Source organism: Pseudomonas sp. K2I15, from assembly GCF_002204795.1.
Lineage (GTDB): Bacteria > Pseudomonadota > Gammaproteobacteria > Pseudomonadales > Pseudomonadaceae > Aquipseudomonas.
This window is the reverse complement of the sequence record NZ_NIXO01000017.1, coordinates 20,988-35,879: the sequence shown is the minus strand read 5'-3', so window position 1 is coordinate 35,879 and position 14,892 is coordinate 20,988. Positions and strand designations below refer to the sequence as shown.

Genomic DNA, 14,892 nt, shown 5'->3' with positions numbered 1-14,892 from the left:
CGTCGGAGGCCTCTCAAAACACCCTCCGAACAGCGCCATCCCTAACGGGTGCGGTACACTGGCGACTTTTTCCGGGAGCCCAACCACTCCCCTTCACCAGCCGAGAAGCCCATGCCGATCCGTCATTGCATCGTCCACCTGATCGACAAAAAACCCGACGGCACACCCGCAGTTCTGCACGCCCGCGACTCCGAGCTCGCCGAGTCGGCCGCGATCGAGAACATGCTTGCCGACCTCAACGAGAGCTATAACGCCAAACAAGGCAAGGCCTGGGGCTTTTTCCATGCCGAGTCCGGCGCGCACCCGTTCAGCGGCTGGTTGAAGGAATATTTCGACGGCGGCAAGGATTTCACCGCCTTCAGCCGCATCGCGGTGGAACACCTGCAAAAGCTGATGGAGGAGTCCAACCTCTCCACCGGCGGCCACGTGCTGTTTGCCCACTATCAACAGGGTATGACCGATTACCTGGCGATTGCCCTGCTGCACCACAGCGAAGGCGTGGCCGTGACCGATCAACTGGACGTGACCCCTTCGCGCCACCTGGACCTGGGCCAGTTGCACCTCGCTGCGCGGATCAACGTCTCCGAGTGGCAGAACAACAAGCAGTCCAAGCAGTACATCTCGTTTATCAAGGGCAAGAACGGCAAGAAGGTCTCGGAGTACTTCCGCGACTTTATCGGCTGCCAGGAAGGCGTCGATGGCCCGGGCGAGACCCGCACCCTGCTCAAGGCCTTCAGTGACTTCGTCGAAAGCGAAGACCTGCCGGACGAGTCCGCCCGCGAGAAAACCAAGACCCTGGTGGACTACGCCAGCAGCCAGGCCAAACTCGGCGAGCCGATGGGCCTGGAAGAGCTGTCGGGGCTGATCGATGAAGAGCGGCCTAAAGCCTTCTACGACCACATCCGCAACAAGGACTACGGCCTGTCGCCGGAAATTCCGGCGGATAAACGCACCCTGAACCAATTCCGTCGCTTCACCGGCCGCGCCGAAGGCTTGTCCATCAGCTTTGAAGCGCACCTGTTGGGCGACAAGATCGAATACGACGAAGCCGCCGGCACCTTGATCATCAAGGGCCTGCCGACCCAGTTGACCGACCAGCTCAAGCGTCGCAACTGATGCTGGGCGGGGTTCTGAAGAAAGTCCTGCTGGTGTTGCTGGTGGTGGTGGTTTTCCAGAACTGGGGCAAGATCGAGCGGCTGTTCAACCCCTCGCAGGTGGTGCCGCAGCAGACCCAGGCCTCGGCGCGTGTGGTGCTGTATTCCACCGAGTGGTGCGGCTACTGCAAGCAGACCCGGCGCTTTCTGGATTCGAAAGGGATTCCCTACCGGGAGTTTGATATCGACAAGGACGCCCAGGCGCGCAAGGCGTATGAGGCGCTGGGGGGCGGCGGGATTCCGTTCGTGGACGTAAACGGCACGCTGATTCGGGACTACAACCCGGAAGCGATCATGGCGGCGCTGAAGTAATCAGCGCACCACGATCATGTGCCCGAAGACGTTGTGTTGCTCAAACCCAAGTACCGCTTGCAATGCATTGAGCACTGCTTGGGGATCCTTGCTCGGGAAACTGCCGCTGACCCGCCTGGCGGCGAGGTCGTCGTTGAGCAGCAGGATGCGCCCGGGATAGTAGCGGCCGAGGTCTTGCACCACATCGGCCAGCGGGGCCTTGTAGTAGTTGAGCCAGCCGTCGCGCCAGGCCAGGCGCAACTCGCTGTCGACCGCGTGCAGTTCATCGGAGACACCGTCGGCGTAGGCCACTTGCTGGCCCGCCGTCAAAATTTGTTGCTGGCCATACTTGGACGGCGTGACGCCAACCCGGCCGGACAACACCGTCACCTGGGCGCCCGCCGGCTGCAAGCGCACTTCAAACTGCGTGCCCAGCACCCGCGCTTCGCCACTGCCGGCCTCAACCACAAACGACTCACCCGTGTGGGTCACGCTGAAAAACCCGGCGCCACGGCGCAGCTGGATATGGCGCTCGCCATGCTTGAAGTCCACGGCGATGGCGCTGTCGGTATCCAGGGTGACCTGGCTTTGGTCGGCCAGGGTGACGGTCTTCACCTCGCCCGGCGCGGTGACGTAATCAGCACCGAAATCATCGACCCAGCGCGACGGCTGCCACCCGGCCCCCATCGAGATCATCACAATCAGGCAGGCGGCCATGGCCAACGCGCCGGACCAGCGCCGCACACTGGAACGCTTCGAGGTGTTCATCGCGGTCAAGTAGCCCTGCAACGCCAGGGCCTCCTCGTCTGCCAACTTTCTCGCCGGCACTTCACTCAATTCCCACAGCACCTGAGCCTGGGCGTAGGCCTCGACATGCGCCGGGTCGGCTCGCAGCCAGTGACTGAAGGTGGCCTGGTCGCCACTGCTGGGCTGGTCGTGCAACAGGCTCAGCCAGGCCAATGCGGCCTGTTCCTGGTCGGGCGTCGGGGTGACGCGGGCGGTGGCGTTCACGGAGCTTTCCTTGGCGATGGTTCACGAAGGCTGGCCTTGCAGGCTTCGAGGGCACGCATCATATGTTTTTCCACGGCGCTTTGGGACAGGCCCATGGCCTTGGCGATTTCCGCATACTTGCGGCCATGGATGCGGTTGAGCAGGAAAATCTGCCGGGTGCGCTCCGGCAGGCTGCGCAAGGCCGCTTCGACATGGCGCAGATCATTGCCCGCCTCCAGTGCGGCCTGGGGCTCGGAGCCCTGGTTATCCTGCTGTTCCGGCAGCCAGCCTTCGCTGCTGCGCACCCGGGCGCCTTCGCTGCGCAGGTGGTCGATGGCGATATTGCCGGCGCAGCGCAGCAAATAGGTGCTGAGTTCTTCGACCTGCACCAGCGGCCGGCGCCAGAAGCGCAGGAACAAATCCTGCACCAGGTCCGCCGCCGTCGCACGGCAACCCACGCGGCGGCTGACTAACGCCTCCATCTGCGAACGCTGGGACAGGAACACCTGCAGAAAATGCGCCCGCCCGCCTGCCGCGTCTGCATGCTGCTCTTTGGATTCGGGAGGCGTGATGATCATCAAGGGTGAGCTCAAAGGGTGGCGAAGGCTGCGACCGGGCTGGCCAGCAGGCCAATACCCGCCAGGATCAAGGCCAGCCTTGGCCGATACGGCAACAGCAACACCAGCAACAACCCGCTGAGCATCAATACTGCGCACCACTCCACCAGGCCCTGGCTCCAACCGGTCGCAAGCACCGCCGGCCAGATCGAGACAATCAACAGCAGCCAACCGCCCACGCGCAAACCCAGGCGTCGACGGGGCGCGGGTTTACTGCGCAGCAGTTCGCCATGGTGACGGTCCGTGGACAAGCACAACGCGGTAAACCCTGAGTAACACATCAGCAGCGCCAGGAGCATTCAGTTCACCTCACCCTTGAGGGTCACGGCCGGGCACGCTCGGCCTTGGGCTGGGCGACGCGGCGGTGCTGCATTTTCCAGGCAGCCCAGGCGAGGAATACGCCGCTGCCCAGGCACGTCAGGTCGACGCTGGCCATGGCCCAATCGCCGTTAGCCAGGGACACACCCAAGTGCTGCGTAGTGGTCAGCGCGTTGAGCACCGGCACGCCGATAAACAGCAGCGCGCCCATGCTCAGTTGCTCGACCCAACCACGGCGACCCTGGCGGACGATGGCGTGCAAAACACTCAAGCCCCAGGCAATAAAGAAGGCTTGTACTTCCCAGCCCGACCGCCCGGCAAAGCTTGCAGGCAACACGCGGTTGGCCCAGAAAAACACCGCGATGGCGATCATCAAGCCAGACATGCTGGCGATGTTCAGCACTGCCACCAGCCGCAGTTCAAACGGCATCACACCGGTTTTGGCGTGCTTGAGCTGACGCTTGCCCAGCCACATCACCAACCCGGTGCCGATCATCGCCGTGCCCGCCAGGCCGCAAATGAAATACAGCCAGCGCAACACTGGCCCGGCGAAATGGCCCATGTGCAAACCGTAGAAACTGCCACCAATGGCCGCCGGCAGGGATTGCTCGCCGCTGACCCGCAGCAGCTCGCCGGTGGTGCCGTTGAATGAGACAGTGCTGCCAAAGTCGTGCACCACTCGGTCCGATCCGGCGCGGAACACGTTGACCGAAGCATTCGCATCGCTTGGATTATTCACCACCAGCCGTCCGACATGCCCACCGGCCCATTGCCCGCGCGCCTGCTCGTACATGGGCCCCAGCGGCAATAACTGCCCCGGCTGACCAAGGGCCGGCGCGTTGTCGGTGGCCGGAAACACATCATTGAAGAACGCACGAGTGTCGTTGCCGTAAGAGGCGAGGATGCTCGCCGGCATCACCATGCTCATGAAAATCACCAGGCTGCTGTAGGTGATCATCAAGTGGAACGGCAACACCAGCACACCTACTGCGTTATGCCCGTCGAGCCACGAACGCTGGCCCTTGCGCGGGCGGAAGGTGAAGAAGTCCTTGAAGATTTTCTTGTGGGTGATGATCCCGCTGATCAACGCCACAAACATCACCATCGCGGCGATGGTCGACAGCCAGCGGCCCCACGGATACGGCATTTGCAACTGGAAGTGGAAGCGGTAGAAGAATTCGCCGCCCATGCTTTCCCGGGCCTGGACCTGCTGGCCGCTGATGGGGTCAATGATTTTTTCGACGAAATTGCCGCGCTTGCCCGGGTCGACTTTGTCTTGCCACATCACCGACAAACCCGGCTCACGGCTGGTTGGCAAGTTGATAAACCAGCGGGCGGCGTTGGGCGCCTGTTGCTGCAGATACGTTTGGGCGGCGGCCAGGCTGCGCGCATCGTCGAGGGGGTGTGCCTGGACTTCCGGCTGCATCCAGTGGGTAATTTCGTCCTTGAAATAGGACAAGGTGCCCGTCAGAAAAATCGCAAACAGCAGCCAGCCAAAGATCAACCCGGCCCAGGTGTGCAACCAGGCCATGGCCTGACGAAAACCCTCTTTCATGTGCGCGCCATCCAATACGCCAACCCGGCGAGCGTGGCCAGAATCGCACTGGGCAGCAACACGCCAAACCAGGCGCGCCAGGCTGTGCGGCAGGCAAAACACCAGATCACCGCCAACAGATAAAACACAAACGAACTCAGCATGCCGCTGATCACTGCATCGGCGCGGCGGGTGGGCAGCCACAACGTCATGCATACGCTGGCCAACGACGCCAGCAGATAACCGCCGACCACAGCCGCCAGCACGCGCGATGTCACGGCAAGACGGTAGGTAACGGGAAGTGAGGTTTTGCGTTTCATGCACAGGGCGCCAGGTTCGTCAGGGCGCAATATTAATGATAAATATTCTCATAAGCAAAAGAGAACGTATCCTTGCCAATTGCCGAACCCGCTTTCGAGCCCTACAATGCGAACAATTCTTGTTCTCTGAAGCGTGCGTATGCTGCCGGAGTGTTCGCGTTGCAGCCGTCCAACACCGTCGAAGTCCTGTACCACGACCATCACCACTGGCTCACCGGCTGGTTGCGACGTAAGCTCGGCTGCCCGCAAAGTGCTGCTGACCTCGCCCAGGACACCTTCATCCGCGTGCTCACCGCACGGGAAACCCCGACGCTGATCGAGCCCCGCGCCTTCCTCACTACCATCGCCAAGCGCGTGCTGTTCAACCATTACCGCCGCCAGGACCTGGAGCGCGCCTACCTCGACGCCCTGGCGCAAATGCCCGAGCACGTGGCGCCGTCGGAGGAAGAGCGGGCGATCATCCTGCAAACCCTGATGGAACTGGACCAATTGCTGGATGGTTTGGCGCCCCTGGTTAAACGCGCGTTCCTGCTGTCCCAACTCGACGGCCTGACCTACGCGCAAATCGGCGCGGAACTGGGCATCTCCATCGCCACGGTCAAGCGGCACCTGAATAAAGCGGCGATGCGCTGCTACTTCGCCTTATGAGTTTCTCTACGCAGGTCGCCGAACAAGCGGTGCGCTGGCTGATGGAAATGCAGCAGGGCCCGCTCAACCCGCGCAAACAGGCGGCCTGGCAACAATGGCTGGACGCCCACAGCGAACATCAGCGGGCCTGGGAGCAAATCCAGCGGGTGAACCAGCGGTTGCGCGGCATGCCATCGCCGCTGGCCCACGCCGCCTTGAATGCACCGAAATCCAGCAGTCGCCGTCAGGCCCTGAAGTTGTTGCTGATTCTCGGCGCCGGGTCGGCCGCGGCTTGGGGTTTGCGCCAGCAACATATATTGCCGCCGCTCACCGCCGACTACCGCAGCCCCATCGGCCAGCGACGCCAGTTCCAGTTGGCGGATGGCAGCCAGCTGCAGCTCAACACCGGCAGTGCGGTGGATGTGCATTTTGACGGCCAGCAACGCCTGATCCGCCTGCTCGAAGGCGAAATCCTGCTGACCGCCAAACCCGGTAACGCCCCGCTGCGGATCGTCACCACACAGGGCTTGCTCAGCGCCCAGGCGGCGCGGCTGAACGTGCGGCAACTCAACGATCACACGCAATTGGCGGTGTTTGACGGGCATGTCGACGTAACGCCCAACACCTACAACGGCTTGCCGCTGACCGTCGAGAACGCCCACCAGGTCAATTTCACCCGCAAAGGCTGGGACACCGCCCGCCCCACCGACGCCGGCAGCGGTGCCTGGGCCGACGGTATGTTGGTGGCGGCCCACATGCGCCTGGACGATTTCCTCGCCGAACTGAGCCGTTATCGTCGCGGCCAGCTCAACTGCGACCCGCAAGTGGCCAACCTGCTGATTTCCGGCAGCTACCCGCTGGACGATAGCGAGCGAATCCTGGACCTGCTGCAAGTCAGCCTGCCTGTCAAAGTGAGGCGTTTTACCCGCTACTGGGTGACCGTCGAAGCCCGTGCCTGAATTATTTTCAAAAACCGTGAGCCGTTTTCCAGCCCTCGCGTGACAGAGAAGGAAAGCCACCTTGATCCTTCCTTCTCAGGACCGCACTTCATGCCCCAGCAACCGACTCGCCTGACGCCCCTCGCCCGCACCCTGCGCCACTTGTTGCTGGGGGCCAGCCTCAGTTTCAGCGCCGTGCCCTACGTGATCGCGGCCGACGCCAAGCCCTACCGTATCGCCCCTACTTCACTGGAAGCGGCGTTGAATCAATTTGGCCGTGAGGCCGGCGTATTGATTTCGTTTGGCTCGCACGTCACCGCCGGCGTGCAAAGCCACGGCCTGTCGGGCAACTACACCGCCGAAGAAGGTTTGAACGCCCTGCTCAAAGGCACCGGCCTGCAAGCCCGCGCCGAGGGCAACAATGCCTTCAGCCTGCAACCGGCGAATGCTCCGGCCAACCTAGAACTGGGCACCTCTAATGTCGTCGGCGACTGGCTGGGGGATGCGGCACAAACCAATGTTTTCGAACACCCAGGCGCACGGGACGTGATCCGCCGCGAAGAATTCGAACGCCAAGGCGCCACCCAGGCCCGCGACGTGCTCAACCGCATTCCCGGGGTCAACGCCCCGGATAACAACGGCACCGGCAGCCACGACATGGCGCTGAACTTCGGCATCCGCGGGCTCAATCCTCGCCTGGCCTCGCGCTCCACGGTGCTGATGGACGGCATCCCGGTACCGTTCGCGCCGTATGGCCAGCCGCAGTTGTCGTTCGCCCCCATCAGCATGGGCAACATGGACGCGGTCGACGTGGTACGTGGCGGCGGCGCGGTGCGTTATGGCCCGCAGAACGTCGGCGGCATCGTCAACTTCGTCACCCGCGCGATTCCCGATGCGCCAACCGTGAAAGGCGGCCTGCAGACCGAAACCAGCCCGTCTTCCAGCCACGACGGCTTCAAGACCACCGGCAACCTGCTGGCGGGCGGCACAGCGGACAACGGCCTGGGCGGCGCGATCCTGTATTCCGGCACCCGTGGCGGTGACTGGCGCGAAAACAGCGACACCCGCATCGACGACCTGATCCTGAAGGGCAAATACCAGCTGGACGACGCCAACAGCTTCAACGCCATGGCGCAGTACTACGAAGGCAAGGCCGATATGCCCGGTGGCTTGAGCACTGCGGCCTACAAGGCCGACCCGTATCAGTCGACCCGCCCCTACGACCAGTTCTGGGGCCGCCGCACGATGTTCAACGCGGGCTATCGCTACCAGGAAGATCGCCGGGAATTCACCGTCAACAGCTTCTTCACCACCACCCTGCGCAGTGGTTACCTGGACCAGGGCAGCTTCCTTTCCCTGTCGCCGCGCGAGTACTGGGTGCGCGGCCTCGAAACCCGTTTCGCCCAAGGCTTCGACCTCGGCCCAACCAGCCACGAAGTGGGCGTGGGCTACCGCTACATCAACGAAGCCGGGCATGAAATGCGCTACCGCACGCCGATTGCGACCAATCAGCAACTGCCCACCACCGACAGCCGCAACGACCGCGACACTCGGGGCAGTACCGAAGCCAATGCATTCTTCGTCGATGACCGGATTGATATCGGCAAGTGGACCATCACCCCGGGCATCCGCTACGAGATGATCGAGTCCCAGCAGACCAACAACCTCAGCAACGTCAAATACAAGGGCGACTACAACACCGCCCTGCCGGCATTGAACGTGCTCTACCACCTGACCGACGACTGGAACCTGTATGCCAACACCGAAGGCTCGTTCGGCAGCGTGCAGTACAGCCAGATGCCCAACCGCGTGACCAGCGGCGAAGTGAAACCGGAAAAAGCCCGTACCTGGGAACTCGGCACGCGCTATGACAACGGTAACTTGCGGGCCGAGATCGGCGCGTTCCTGATCAACTTCGACAACCAGTACGACAGCAACCAGACCAACGACACCGTGATCGCCCGTGGCGAAACCCGTCACCAGGGCATCGAGTCCAGCATCAACTATGCCCTCGACGGTTTAAGCCCGGCGCTCGCAGGTTTTGATGTGTACGCGACCTACGCCTACGTCGACGCCACCATCCGCGAAGACGGCCCGAACAAAGGCAACCGCGTGCCCTTCTCCTCCAAGCACAAAGGCACGCTGGGCGTGGGCTACACCGAAGGTCGCTGGAAGTTGAATGTGGACAGCAGCTACCAGAGCAGCCAGTTCGCCGACAATGCCAATACCGAGGCTGAAAGCGCCGACGGCAGCACCGGACGCATCCCTGGCTACATGCTGTTCAGCAGCCGCGCCGCGTATGACTTTGGCCCGCAGCTGTCGGACTTGAACGTGGCGGTGGGTGTGAAAAACATCTTCAACAAGCAGTACTACACCCGCTCGTTTGACGATAACAACAAAGGCAAATACGTCGGTGAGCCGCGCACGCTGTATGTGCAGACGTCCATCGCGTTCTGATCAGCTACCCGCCAGGCACGAAGGTGTGCCGGCCACCAGCGCGTCGATCGCACACCGGGTCTTGGCTGGCATGTGCGTCGCCGTGGGCCAGATAACATGGATCGGCATCGGCTGCTCACGGTGGCCCGGCAGTACCGCTTGCAGTTGCCCGCGCAGCACGTAGTGGGCGATCAGCCAACTGGGCAACCAGGCCAGGCCGACTCCGGCAATGGCGGCGTCGGCCACGGCCTGCAGGTCATCCAGTATCAAAGGCGAGGCCACCCGTTCCCGGTAAGGGGCATTGCAGCGATAGGCAATGCCCCGATGCCCGGCAAGGTCCTCGATGGATTCGATCCGACTTGTTCGCTGCAAATAAGCGGGTGAGGCCGCCAGGGCAATGGCCTGTTCGCCGAGGCGGCGTGCGCTCAAACGGTCGGTGTCGGGCAACGCCCCGATGCGTACTGCCAGGTCGAAGCCTTCCTGGGCCAGGTCGATCAGTCGGTCGGAGAAGGAAATCTCGATCTCCAGTTGCGCAAAATGGTCCATCAACCCCCACAACGCAGGCGCCGCATAGTGGTGACCGAACGCCAGCGGCAAGCTCGCCCTCAACCTTCCACGTGGCTGCTGGCGGCCACTTTCCAGCACCGATTCGGCGGCTTCCAGTTCGGCCAGCGCACGCAGGCAATGCTCGTAATAGGCCTGCCCGTCCTCGGTCAAGCGCTGGCGGCGGGTGGAGCGTTGCAACAGGCACGTACCCAGCCGCGCCTCCAGGCGCGCCAGGCCTTTGCCCACCGCCGAGCGCGTGAGGTTAAGCCGTTCGGCGGCCTCAGTCAGATTGCCGCTCTCGACGATCTGCAAAAACAGTTCAACACCATCAAAACGCGGGGTGGCCATGGTCGATTGTCGCCCTTATATCCCTTATCGATGGAATAAGTATCGCTAATAAAGAATCAGATTCCCGTGAAAATGACATCTTCCCCCATCGAAAGGAAGAGGCCATGCCATCCGACGCCGTTGTATCCGCCATCAGCCCGCCGCGCACCGCAAGAGATGGCCTGGCGCTCACCGCCGTGTGCCTGGTGGCACTGATGTTCGGGCTGGAGATTTCCAGCGTGCCGGTCATCCTGCCCACCCTTGAACAGCAACTGGGCACCGGCTTCCAGGACGCCCAATGGATCATGAATGCCTACACCCTGGCCTGCACCAGCGTGCTGATGGCGGCGGGCACCTTGGCCGATCGCTTTGGCCGGCGGCGCATGCTGGTGCTGTGCCTGTGGGTATTCGGGTTGGCTTCGTTGGCCTGTGGGTTGGCCGGCGATGCCTCCACGCTGATTGCGGCGCGTTTTGTTCAGGGCGTGGGTGGCGGGGCGATGATGATCTGCCAGTTCGCGATTCTTTCGCACCAGTTCCGCGAGCCGGCGGCGCGGGCGCGGGCCTTTGCGGTGTGGGGCGTGATCGCCGGTGTGGGCCTGGGCTTCGGGCCGATGGTGGGCGCGTTGATCCTGGCGGTCGCAGATTGGCGCTGGGTGTTTCTGGTGCATGTACCGCTCACCGTATTCACCCTGGCCTTGCTGCGCATCAGCGTGCAGGAGTCGCGCGACCCGGCGGCCCATCGCCTCGACATCGCCGGCATGGCCACCCTGACCCTGGCGGTGTTCGCCCTGGTCTACTTCATCATCCAAGGCACCGCGAGCGGCTTTACTACACCGGCCATGCTCGGCTGGGCCGGGTTGTCGGTGGCCGGCCTGCTGCTGTTCATCGTGATTGAGCGGCGCAGCCCGCACCCGATGTTCGATTTCTCGGTGTTTCGCCTCCCGCGCTTCAACGGCGCGCTGATGGGCTCGATCGGCATGAACTTCAGCTTCTGGCCCTTCATGATCTACCTGCCGCTGTATTTCCAGGCCGGCCTGGGCTACGACACGACGCTCACCGGGCTCGCCCTGCTCGCCTACACCCTGCCCACGCTGGTGGTGCCGCCACTGGCTGAACGCCTGGCCCTGCGCTACGGCGCCGAACGCATCATCCCGCTGGGCCTGGGCCTGATGGGTGCGGGATTTGTGGCCATGGCCGCGATCAACCATAGCGGCCAGCCCAGTGTGGTATTGATCCTGATCGCCTGTGGGATTGCCGGCAGCGGACTGGCGCTGACCAACTCGCCCACCACCAATACCACCACCGGCTCGGTCTCGCCCGACCGCGCGGGGATGGCCTCGGGCATCGACTTCAGCGCACGGCTGATCACCCTGGCACTCAACATCGCGCTGATGGGGTTGGTGTTGATACTCGGGATCGCTCACTACCTGGCTGGCGTATTGCCCGACACGGCACAGCTGGCCACGCTCAGCCAGGACATCGCCGCCGGCAAACTGGATGTGTTACCGCAGGGCCAACTGATCGCCCAAGCCGCGCTGCGCAGCGGTGCCGGCTGGGCCATGTCGTATGCCGGGTTGGGCGCGTGCGCATTGGCGGTCTTGAGCGGCGGTTTTTTCCGCCGCAGCCCGCGCTGACGCATCGGGCCTTAAACGAAAACGGGCCTGCATCTGCAGGCCCGTTTTCAGTGGGGTTGAAAAAACTATCAGCTATCAGCCGTTGAGTGCAGCCTGTTCGTTTTCCAGGAATTCCTCTTCAAGCTCGGCCTCATCGGCCTTGGTGGTAGGCAGTGCCTGGCCGGCGGCGCGTGGTTTGCCACGCAGTTTGCCGTACAGATGCTCCAGGGCATGCTCCAGCTTGGTGGCCGCGCCATCGATCGCCTGTTCCAGCGTATCGGCTTTATGGAGGACCGAAATCGGTTGATGGCCCTTTGGCCGTGCTTCCAGTCGGCAACTCAGATCGTGGGGACCGGGCTTGTCACCGTTCTCGTCCCGCAGGTAAACCTCGACGCGGGTCAGATCTTCTTCATAACGTTCGAGCGTGCTCTCAATGGTGGTACGTACCCACTCCTCCAGTCGGATGCTGCTTTCAATATGGTTATCGCTATTGACTTGGATTTGCATAGTTTTCCCTTATTTCAGCTAGCTCGCCGAAGGCCATTCCTGCTTCACCGGATGGGTGAAAACCATGACCTCCTGATTACACAATTGAGCAGACAGAAGAACATTTCAAGCCCTTTGCAAAGATAAATCCCACATTACAAATTAAGTCTGACAACAAGCAAAAGCGCTGTTAGGGTGGGGAGTTAGTCACATCTTCTTACGACCACTTTCCTTACAATTGCCCCTCTCCCAGCGGGTGCAATCCGCGAAAAATCCCCGCTTCCTCCACCAGCCAGTCATGCACCGCCCGCACGCCCGGATGGCTCAGCGCGCCTGGCGCATACAGCAGCACGTAGCGTTTGTGATTGGGCACGGCCAGGCCGAACGGCACAATCAACGTGCCTCGCTCCAGTTCGTCATTGAGCAACGTTCGCCGGGCAATCGCCACGCCCATGCCGGCAATCGCTGCTTCGATGGTCAGGTGGTTGCGGTTGAAGGTATGCCCACGCCGTACGTCGGCGGCGTCGTAACCGATGGCATTCAGGTAGAACTCCCACTCCGCGTACTCATAACTCCCACGCCAGGCGGTGATGTCGTGCAACAGCGGGAAATGCACCAGGTCGGCGGGGCCATGCAGTGGCGGTCGACCGCGCAGCAGGCTCGGTGCGCAGACCGGGAAGATCTGCTCGTCCAACAGGGCTGTGGATAACAAACCGGGGTAACTGCCGTCATTAAGGTCGATGGCCAGGTCAAAGTCGCCCTCGTGCAGGGCGATGCTGCTGTCTTCGGCGACCATGCGCAGTTGAATGTCCGGGAAGCGTTGCTGCAAACGCGGCAGGCGCGGGGTCAGCCACTTGCCGAGAAACGAGGGGATCGAGCGCAGGCGCAAGGTGCCACTGATCATCCCGGCGTCCAGGCGCTGCAGCTCGGCATCGATGCTGCCATAGGCCTCACCCACAGTAATCGCCAGCCGCTGGCCTTCTGCGCTCAGCTCAACCCCGCGTGCGCGTCGATGGAACAGCCGGAAACCCAAACGCTCCTCCAACTGGCGAATTTGCTGGCTGACTGCCCCCGGCGTGATGTGCAGTTCTTCGGCGCAGCGAGTGAACGACAAATGCCGAGCAGCGCAGGAAAAAACGTGCAGCCAGACGTAGGTCTGGCCATGAAGCGGGCGAGCCATAGGGTTTAGTCCTGCTAAAGGGTGTCTTAGGATAATTCGTTGGTCAGTGCCGATCCAGAGGCTCAGTATCGCGCCAATTCCGCTTGTCCTACAAAAGATGGCAGCGATTCCTACTCCATTGTTTGTAAGGCTTTAGCATGGCTATCAGCGTTTTCGATTTATTCAAGGTAGGCATTGGTCCTTCCAGCTCCCATACCGTCGGCCCGATGCGGGCGGCGGCGACCTTTGCCCAAGCCCTGACCGACCAACAATTGCTCGACGAAACCCGTCGGGTAGAAGTGCGTTTGTACGGCTCGCTTTCCGCCACCGGCGTGGGCCACGCCACCGACCGCGCCTGCGTGATGGGCCTGATGGGCGAATGGCCAGACAGCATTGACCCCACCAGCATTGGCCCCCGTATCCAGCAGTTGCGCGAGTCCGGCCACTTGCTGCTCGCGGGCCGTGCGCAAATTGCCTTCAACTGGCAACACGATCTCCTGCTGCTGGATGAAAGCCTGCCCTACCACCCCAACGCCATGTCCCTACACGCCTATGGTGACAACGGCCTATTGAGCGAGCAGACGTACTACTCGGTGGGCGGCGGTTTCATCATTGACGCGGCGGAAGCTGAATCCGGCATCGCACCGACCAGCGAAGTGCAATTGCCTTACGACTTCTCCAGCGCCGTCGAACTGCTGGCCTTGTGCAACAAGCACGGCCTGCGGGTTTCCGAATTGATGATGGCCAACGAGCGGGCCTGGCGCAGTGACGCCGAGATCCGCAGCGGGCTGCTGCATATCTGGTCGGTGATGCGTGAATGCGTCGAACAAGGCCTGCGCCATGAAGGCATCTTGCCGGGTGGCCTGGATGTGCCACGACGCGCGGCGAAATTGCACCGCAGCCTGTTGGAAATCGGCAAACCCAACGTCATCACTTCAACCCTGTCGGCCATGGAATGGGTCAACCTGTTCGCCCTCGCCGTCAACGAAGAAAACGCCGCCGGCGGGCGCATGGTCACCGCGCCCACCAATGGCGCGGCCGGGATCATCCCGGCGGTGTTGCACTACTACATGAAATTCAACCTGGACGCGTCCGACGATGACGTGGTCAATTTCTTCCTGGCCGCCGCCGCCGTCGGCATCCTCTGCAAGAAAAACGCCTCGATCTCCGGCGCCGAGGTCGGCTGCCAGGGCGAAGTCGGTTCGGCCTGCGCCATGGCCGCTGCCGGCCTTGCCGACATACTGGGCGCGTCCCCGGAACAACTGGAAAACGCCGCCGAAATCGGCCTGGAACACAACCTCGGCCTGACCTGCGACCCGGTCGGCGGGCTGGTCCAGGTGCCGTGCATCGAGCGCAACGCCATCGCTGCGGTCAAGGCGATCAATGCCACGCAAATGGCCCTGCGCGGCGACGGCAAACACTTCATCTCCCTGGACCGGGTGATCCGCACCATGCGCGACACCGGCGCCGACATGCACGACAAATACAAAGAAACTTCACGGGGCGGCCTGGCCGTTAACTGGGTGGAATGCTGAG

The 14,892-nt window shown here is 62.3% G+C and carries 15 protein-coding genes; 7 read left to right on the top strand and 8 right to left on the bottom strand.

Annotated elements, in window-relative coordinates; genetic code table 11:
• The first annotated feature begins 111 nt into the window (after positions 1-111).
• Both yejK and CEC48_RS12730 read left to right on the top strand, forming a co-directional pair.
• A complete protein-coding gene (yejK, locus tag CEC48_RS12735) occupies positions 112-1,116 on the top strand; it encodes a nucleoid-associated protein YejK (RefSeq protein WP_010176940.1) in 1,005 nt (334 codons plus the stop codon).
• Positions 1,116-1,466 carry a glutaredoxin family protein gene (locus tag CEC48_RS12730; RefSeq protein ID WP_088424066.1) on the top strand — a complete coding sequence of 117 codons (351 nt, stop codon included), beginning with the start codon at positions 1,116-1,118 and terminating at the stop codon, positions 1,464-1,466. The genes yejK and CEC48_RS12730 overlap by 1 nt, the downstream gene beginning before the upstream one ends.
• Here CEC48_RS12730 and CEC48_RS12725 read toward each other — a convergent pair whose 3' ends face one another.
• Genes CEC48_RS12725 through CEC48_RS12705 form a run of 5 tightly spaced genes read right to left on the bottom strand, consistent with a single transcriptional unit; the run spans position 1,467 to position 5,224 of the window.
• Positions 1,467-2,456 carry a FecR family protein gene (locus CEC48_RS12725; RefSeq protein ID WP_088424065.1) on the bottom strand — a complete coding sequence of 330 codons (990 nt, stop codon included), beginning with the start codon at positions 2,454-2,456 and terminating at the stop codon, positions 1,467-1,469.
• Positions 2,453-3,013 (bottom strand): RNA polymerase sigma factor, encoded by a 561-nt coding sequence (locus CEC48_RS12720; RefSeq protein WP_076017617.1) that lies wholly within the window; start codon positions 3,011-3,013, stop codon positions 2,453-2,455. Before CEC48_RS12720 ends, CEC48_RS12725 begins: the two co-directional genes overlap by 4 nt.
• A gap of 11 nt (positions 3,014-3,024) precedes the next feature.
• Positions 3,025-3,351, bottom strand: coding sequence for a DUF3325 domain-containing protein (locus CEC48_RS12715; RefSeq protein WP_088424064.1), 327 nt, complete (start codon positions 3,349-3,351; stop codon positions 3,025-3,027).
• A gap of 23 nt (positions 3,352-3,374) precedes the next feature.
• Positions 3,375-4,925 (bottom strand): PepSY domain-containing protein, encoded by a 1,551-nt coding sequence (locus CEC48_RS12710; RefSeq protein ID WP_088424063.1) that lies wholly within the window; start codon positions 4,923-4,925, stop codon positions 3,375-3,377.
• Positions 4,922-5,224, bottom strand: a complete 303-nt coding sequence (locus CEC48_RS12705) for a DUF3649 domain-containing protein (RefSeq protein WP_088424062.1) — start codon at positions 5,222-5,224, stop codon at positions 4,922-4,924. The genes CEC48_RS12710 and CEC48_RS12705 overlap by 4 nt, the downstream gene beginning before the upstream one ends.
• 159 nt (positions 5,225-5,383) lie before the next feature.
• Here CEC48_RS12705 and CEC48_RS12700 point away from each other — a divergent pair, with 159 nt between their 5' ends.
• The 3 genes from CEC48_RS12700 to fecA all read left to right on the top strand — a co-directional run bounded on the left by CEC48_RS12700 (position 5,384) and on the right by fecA (position 9,246).
• Positions 5,384-5,872 carry a sigma-70 family RNA polymerase sigma factor gene (locus CEC48_RS12700; RefSeq protein ID WP_088424126.1) on the top strand — a complete coding sequence of 163 codons (489 nt, stop codon included), beginning with the start codon at positions 5,384-5,386 and terminating at the stop codon, positions 5,870-5,872.
• Positions 5,869-6,810 carry a FecR domain-containing protein gene (locus CEC48_RS12695; protein ID WP_088424061.1) on the top strand — a complete coding sequence of 314 codons (942 nt, stop codon included), beginning with the start codon at positions 5,869-5,871 and terminating at the stop codon, positions 6,808-6,810. The genes CEC48_RS12700 and CEC48_RS12695 overlap by 4 nt, the downstream gene beginning before the upstream one ends.
• Before the next feature lie 90 nt (positions 6,811-6,900).
• On the top strand, positions 6,901-9,246 hold the full coding sequence (fecA, locus tag CEC48_RS12690) for a TonB-dependent Fe(3+) dicitrate receptor FecA (protein ID WP_088424060.1): 2,346 nt from the start codon (positions 6,901-6,903) through the stop codon (positions 9,244-9,246).
• Here fecA and CEC48_RS12685 read toward each other — a convergent pair whose 3' ends face one another.
• Positions 9,247-10,119 carry a LysR family transcriptional regulator gene (locus CEC48_RS12685; RefSeq protein ID WP_088424059.1) on the bottom strand — a complete coding sequence of 291 codons (873 nt, stop codon included), beginning with the start codon at positions 10,117-10,119 and terminating at the stop codon, positions 9,247-9,249.
• A 104-nt stretch (positions 10,120-10,223) separates the two neighbouring features.
• Here CEC48_RS12685 and CEC48_RS12680 point away from each other — a divergent pair, with 104 nt between their 5' ends.
• Positions 10,224-11,732: an MFS transporter gene (locus CEC48_RS12680; RefSeq protein WP_088424058.1), complete on the top strand. Its 1,509-nt coding sequence runs from the start codon at positions 10,224-10,226 to the stop codon at positions 11,730-11,732.
• Positions 11,733-11,807: 75 nt separating this feature from the next.
• On the opposite strand, the gene CEC48_RS12675 is transcribed toward CEC48_RS12680, so the two are convergent.
• Both CEC48_RS12675 and CEC48_RS12670 read right to left on the bottom strand, forming a co-directional pair.
• Positions 11,808-12,218, bottom strand: coding sequence for an HPF/RaiA family ribosome-associated protein (locus CEC48_RS12675; protein ID WP_088424057.1), 411 nt, complete (start codon positions 12,216-12,218; stop codon positions 11,808-11,810).
• A 211-nt stretch (positions 12,219-12,429) separates the two neighbouring features.
• Positions 12,430-13,377, bottom strand: a complete 948-nt coding sequence (locus tag CEC48_RS12670) for a LysR substrate-binding domain-containing protein (protein WP_010176953.1) — start codon at positions 13,375-13,377, stop codon at positions 12,430-12,432.
• A gap of 137 nt (positions 13,378-13,514) precedes the next feature.
• Here CEC48_RS12670 and CEC48_RS12665 point away from each other — a divergent pair, with 137 nt between their 5' ends.
• Positions 13,515-14,891 carry an L-serine ammonia-lyase gene (locus CEC48_RS12665; protein WP_088424056.1) on the top strand — a complete coding sequence of 459 codons (1,377 nt, stop codon included), beginning with the start codon at positions 13,515-13,517 and terminating at the stop codon, positions 14,889-14,891.
• Position 14,892: the final 1 nt, after the last annotated feature.

What these genes read in the sequence shown, in the direction of transcription:
- yejK (WP_010176940.1), top strand. Translation starts at nt 112, where the DNA reads ATGCCGATCCGTCATTGCATCGTCCACCTGATCGACAAAAAACCCGAC.
- CEC48_RS12730 (WP_088424066.1), top strand. Translation starts at nt 1,116, where the DNA reads ATGCTGGGCGGGGTTCTGAAGAAAGTCCTGCTGGTGTTGCTGGTGGTG.
- CEC48_RS12720 (WP_076017617.1), bottom strand. Translation starts at nt 3,013, where the DNA reads ATGATCATCACGCCTCCCGAATCCAAAGAGCAGCATGCAGACGCGGCA.
- CEC48_RS12715 (WP_088424064.1), bottom strand. Translation starts at nt 3,351, where the DNA reads ATGCTCCTGGCGCTGCTGATGTGTTACTCAGGGTTTACCGCGTTGTGC.
- CEC48_RS12710 (WP_088424063.1), bottom strand. Translation starts at nt 4,925, where the DNA reads ATGAAAGAGGGTTTTCGTCAGGCCATGGCCTGGTTGCACACCTGGGCC.
- CEC48_RS12705 (WP_088424062.1), bottom strand. Translation starts at nt 5,224, where the DNA reads ATGAAACGCAAAACCTCACTTCCCGTTACCTACCGTCTTGCCGTGACA.
- CEC48_RS12695 (WP_088424061.1), top strand. Translation starts at nt 5,869, where the DNA reads ATGAGTTTCTCTACGCAGGTCGCCGAACAAGCGGTGCGCTGGCTGATG.
- fecA (WP_088424060.1), top strand. Translation starts at nt 6,901, where the DNA reads ATGCCCCAGCAACCGACTCGCCTGACGCCCCTCGCCCGCACCCTGCGC.
- CEC48_RS12685 (WP_088424059.1), bottom strand. Translation starts at nt 10,119, where the DNA reads ATGGCCACCCCGCGTTTTGATGGTGTTGAACTGTTTTTGCAGATCGTC.
- CEC48_RS12680 (WP_088424058.1), top strand. Translation starts at nt 10,224, where the DNA reads ATGCCATCCGACGCCGTTGTATCCGCCATCAGCCCGCCGCGCACCGCA.
- CEC48_RS12675 (WP_088424057.1), bottom strand. Translation starts at nt 12,218, where the DNA reads ATGCAAATCCAAGTCAATAGCGATAACCATATTGAAAGCAGCATCCGA.
- CEC48_RS12670 (WP_010176953.1), bottom strand. Translation starts at nt 13,377, where the DNA reads ATGGCTCGCCCGCTTCATGGCCAGACCTACGTCTGGCTGCACGTTTTT.
- CEC48_RS12665 (WP_088424056.1), top strand. Translation starts at nt 13,515, where the DNA reads ATGGCTATCAGCGTTTTCGATTTATTCAAGGTAGGCATTGGTCCTTCC.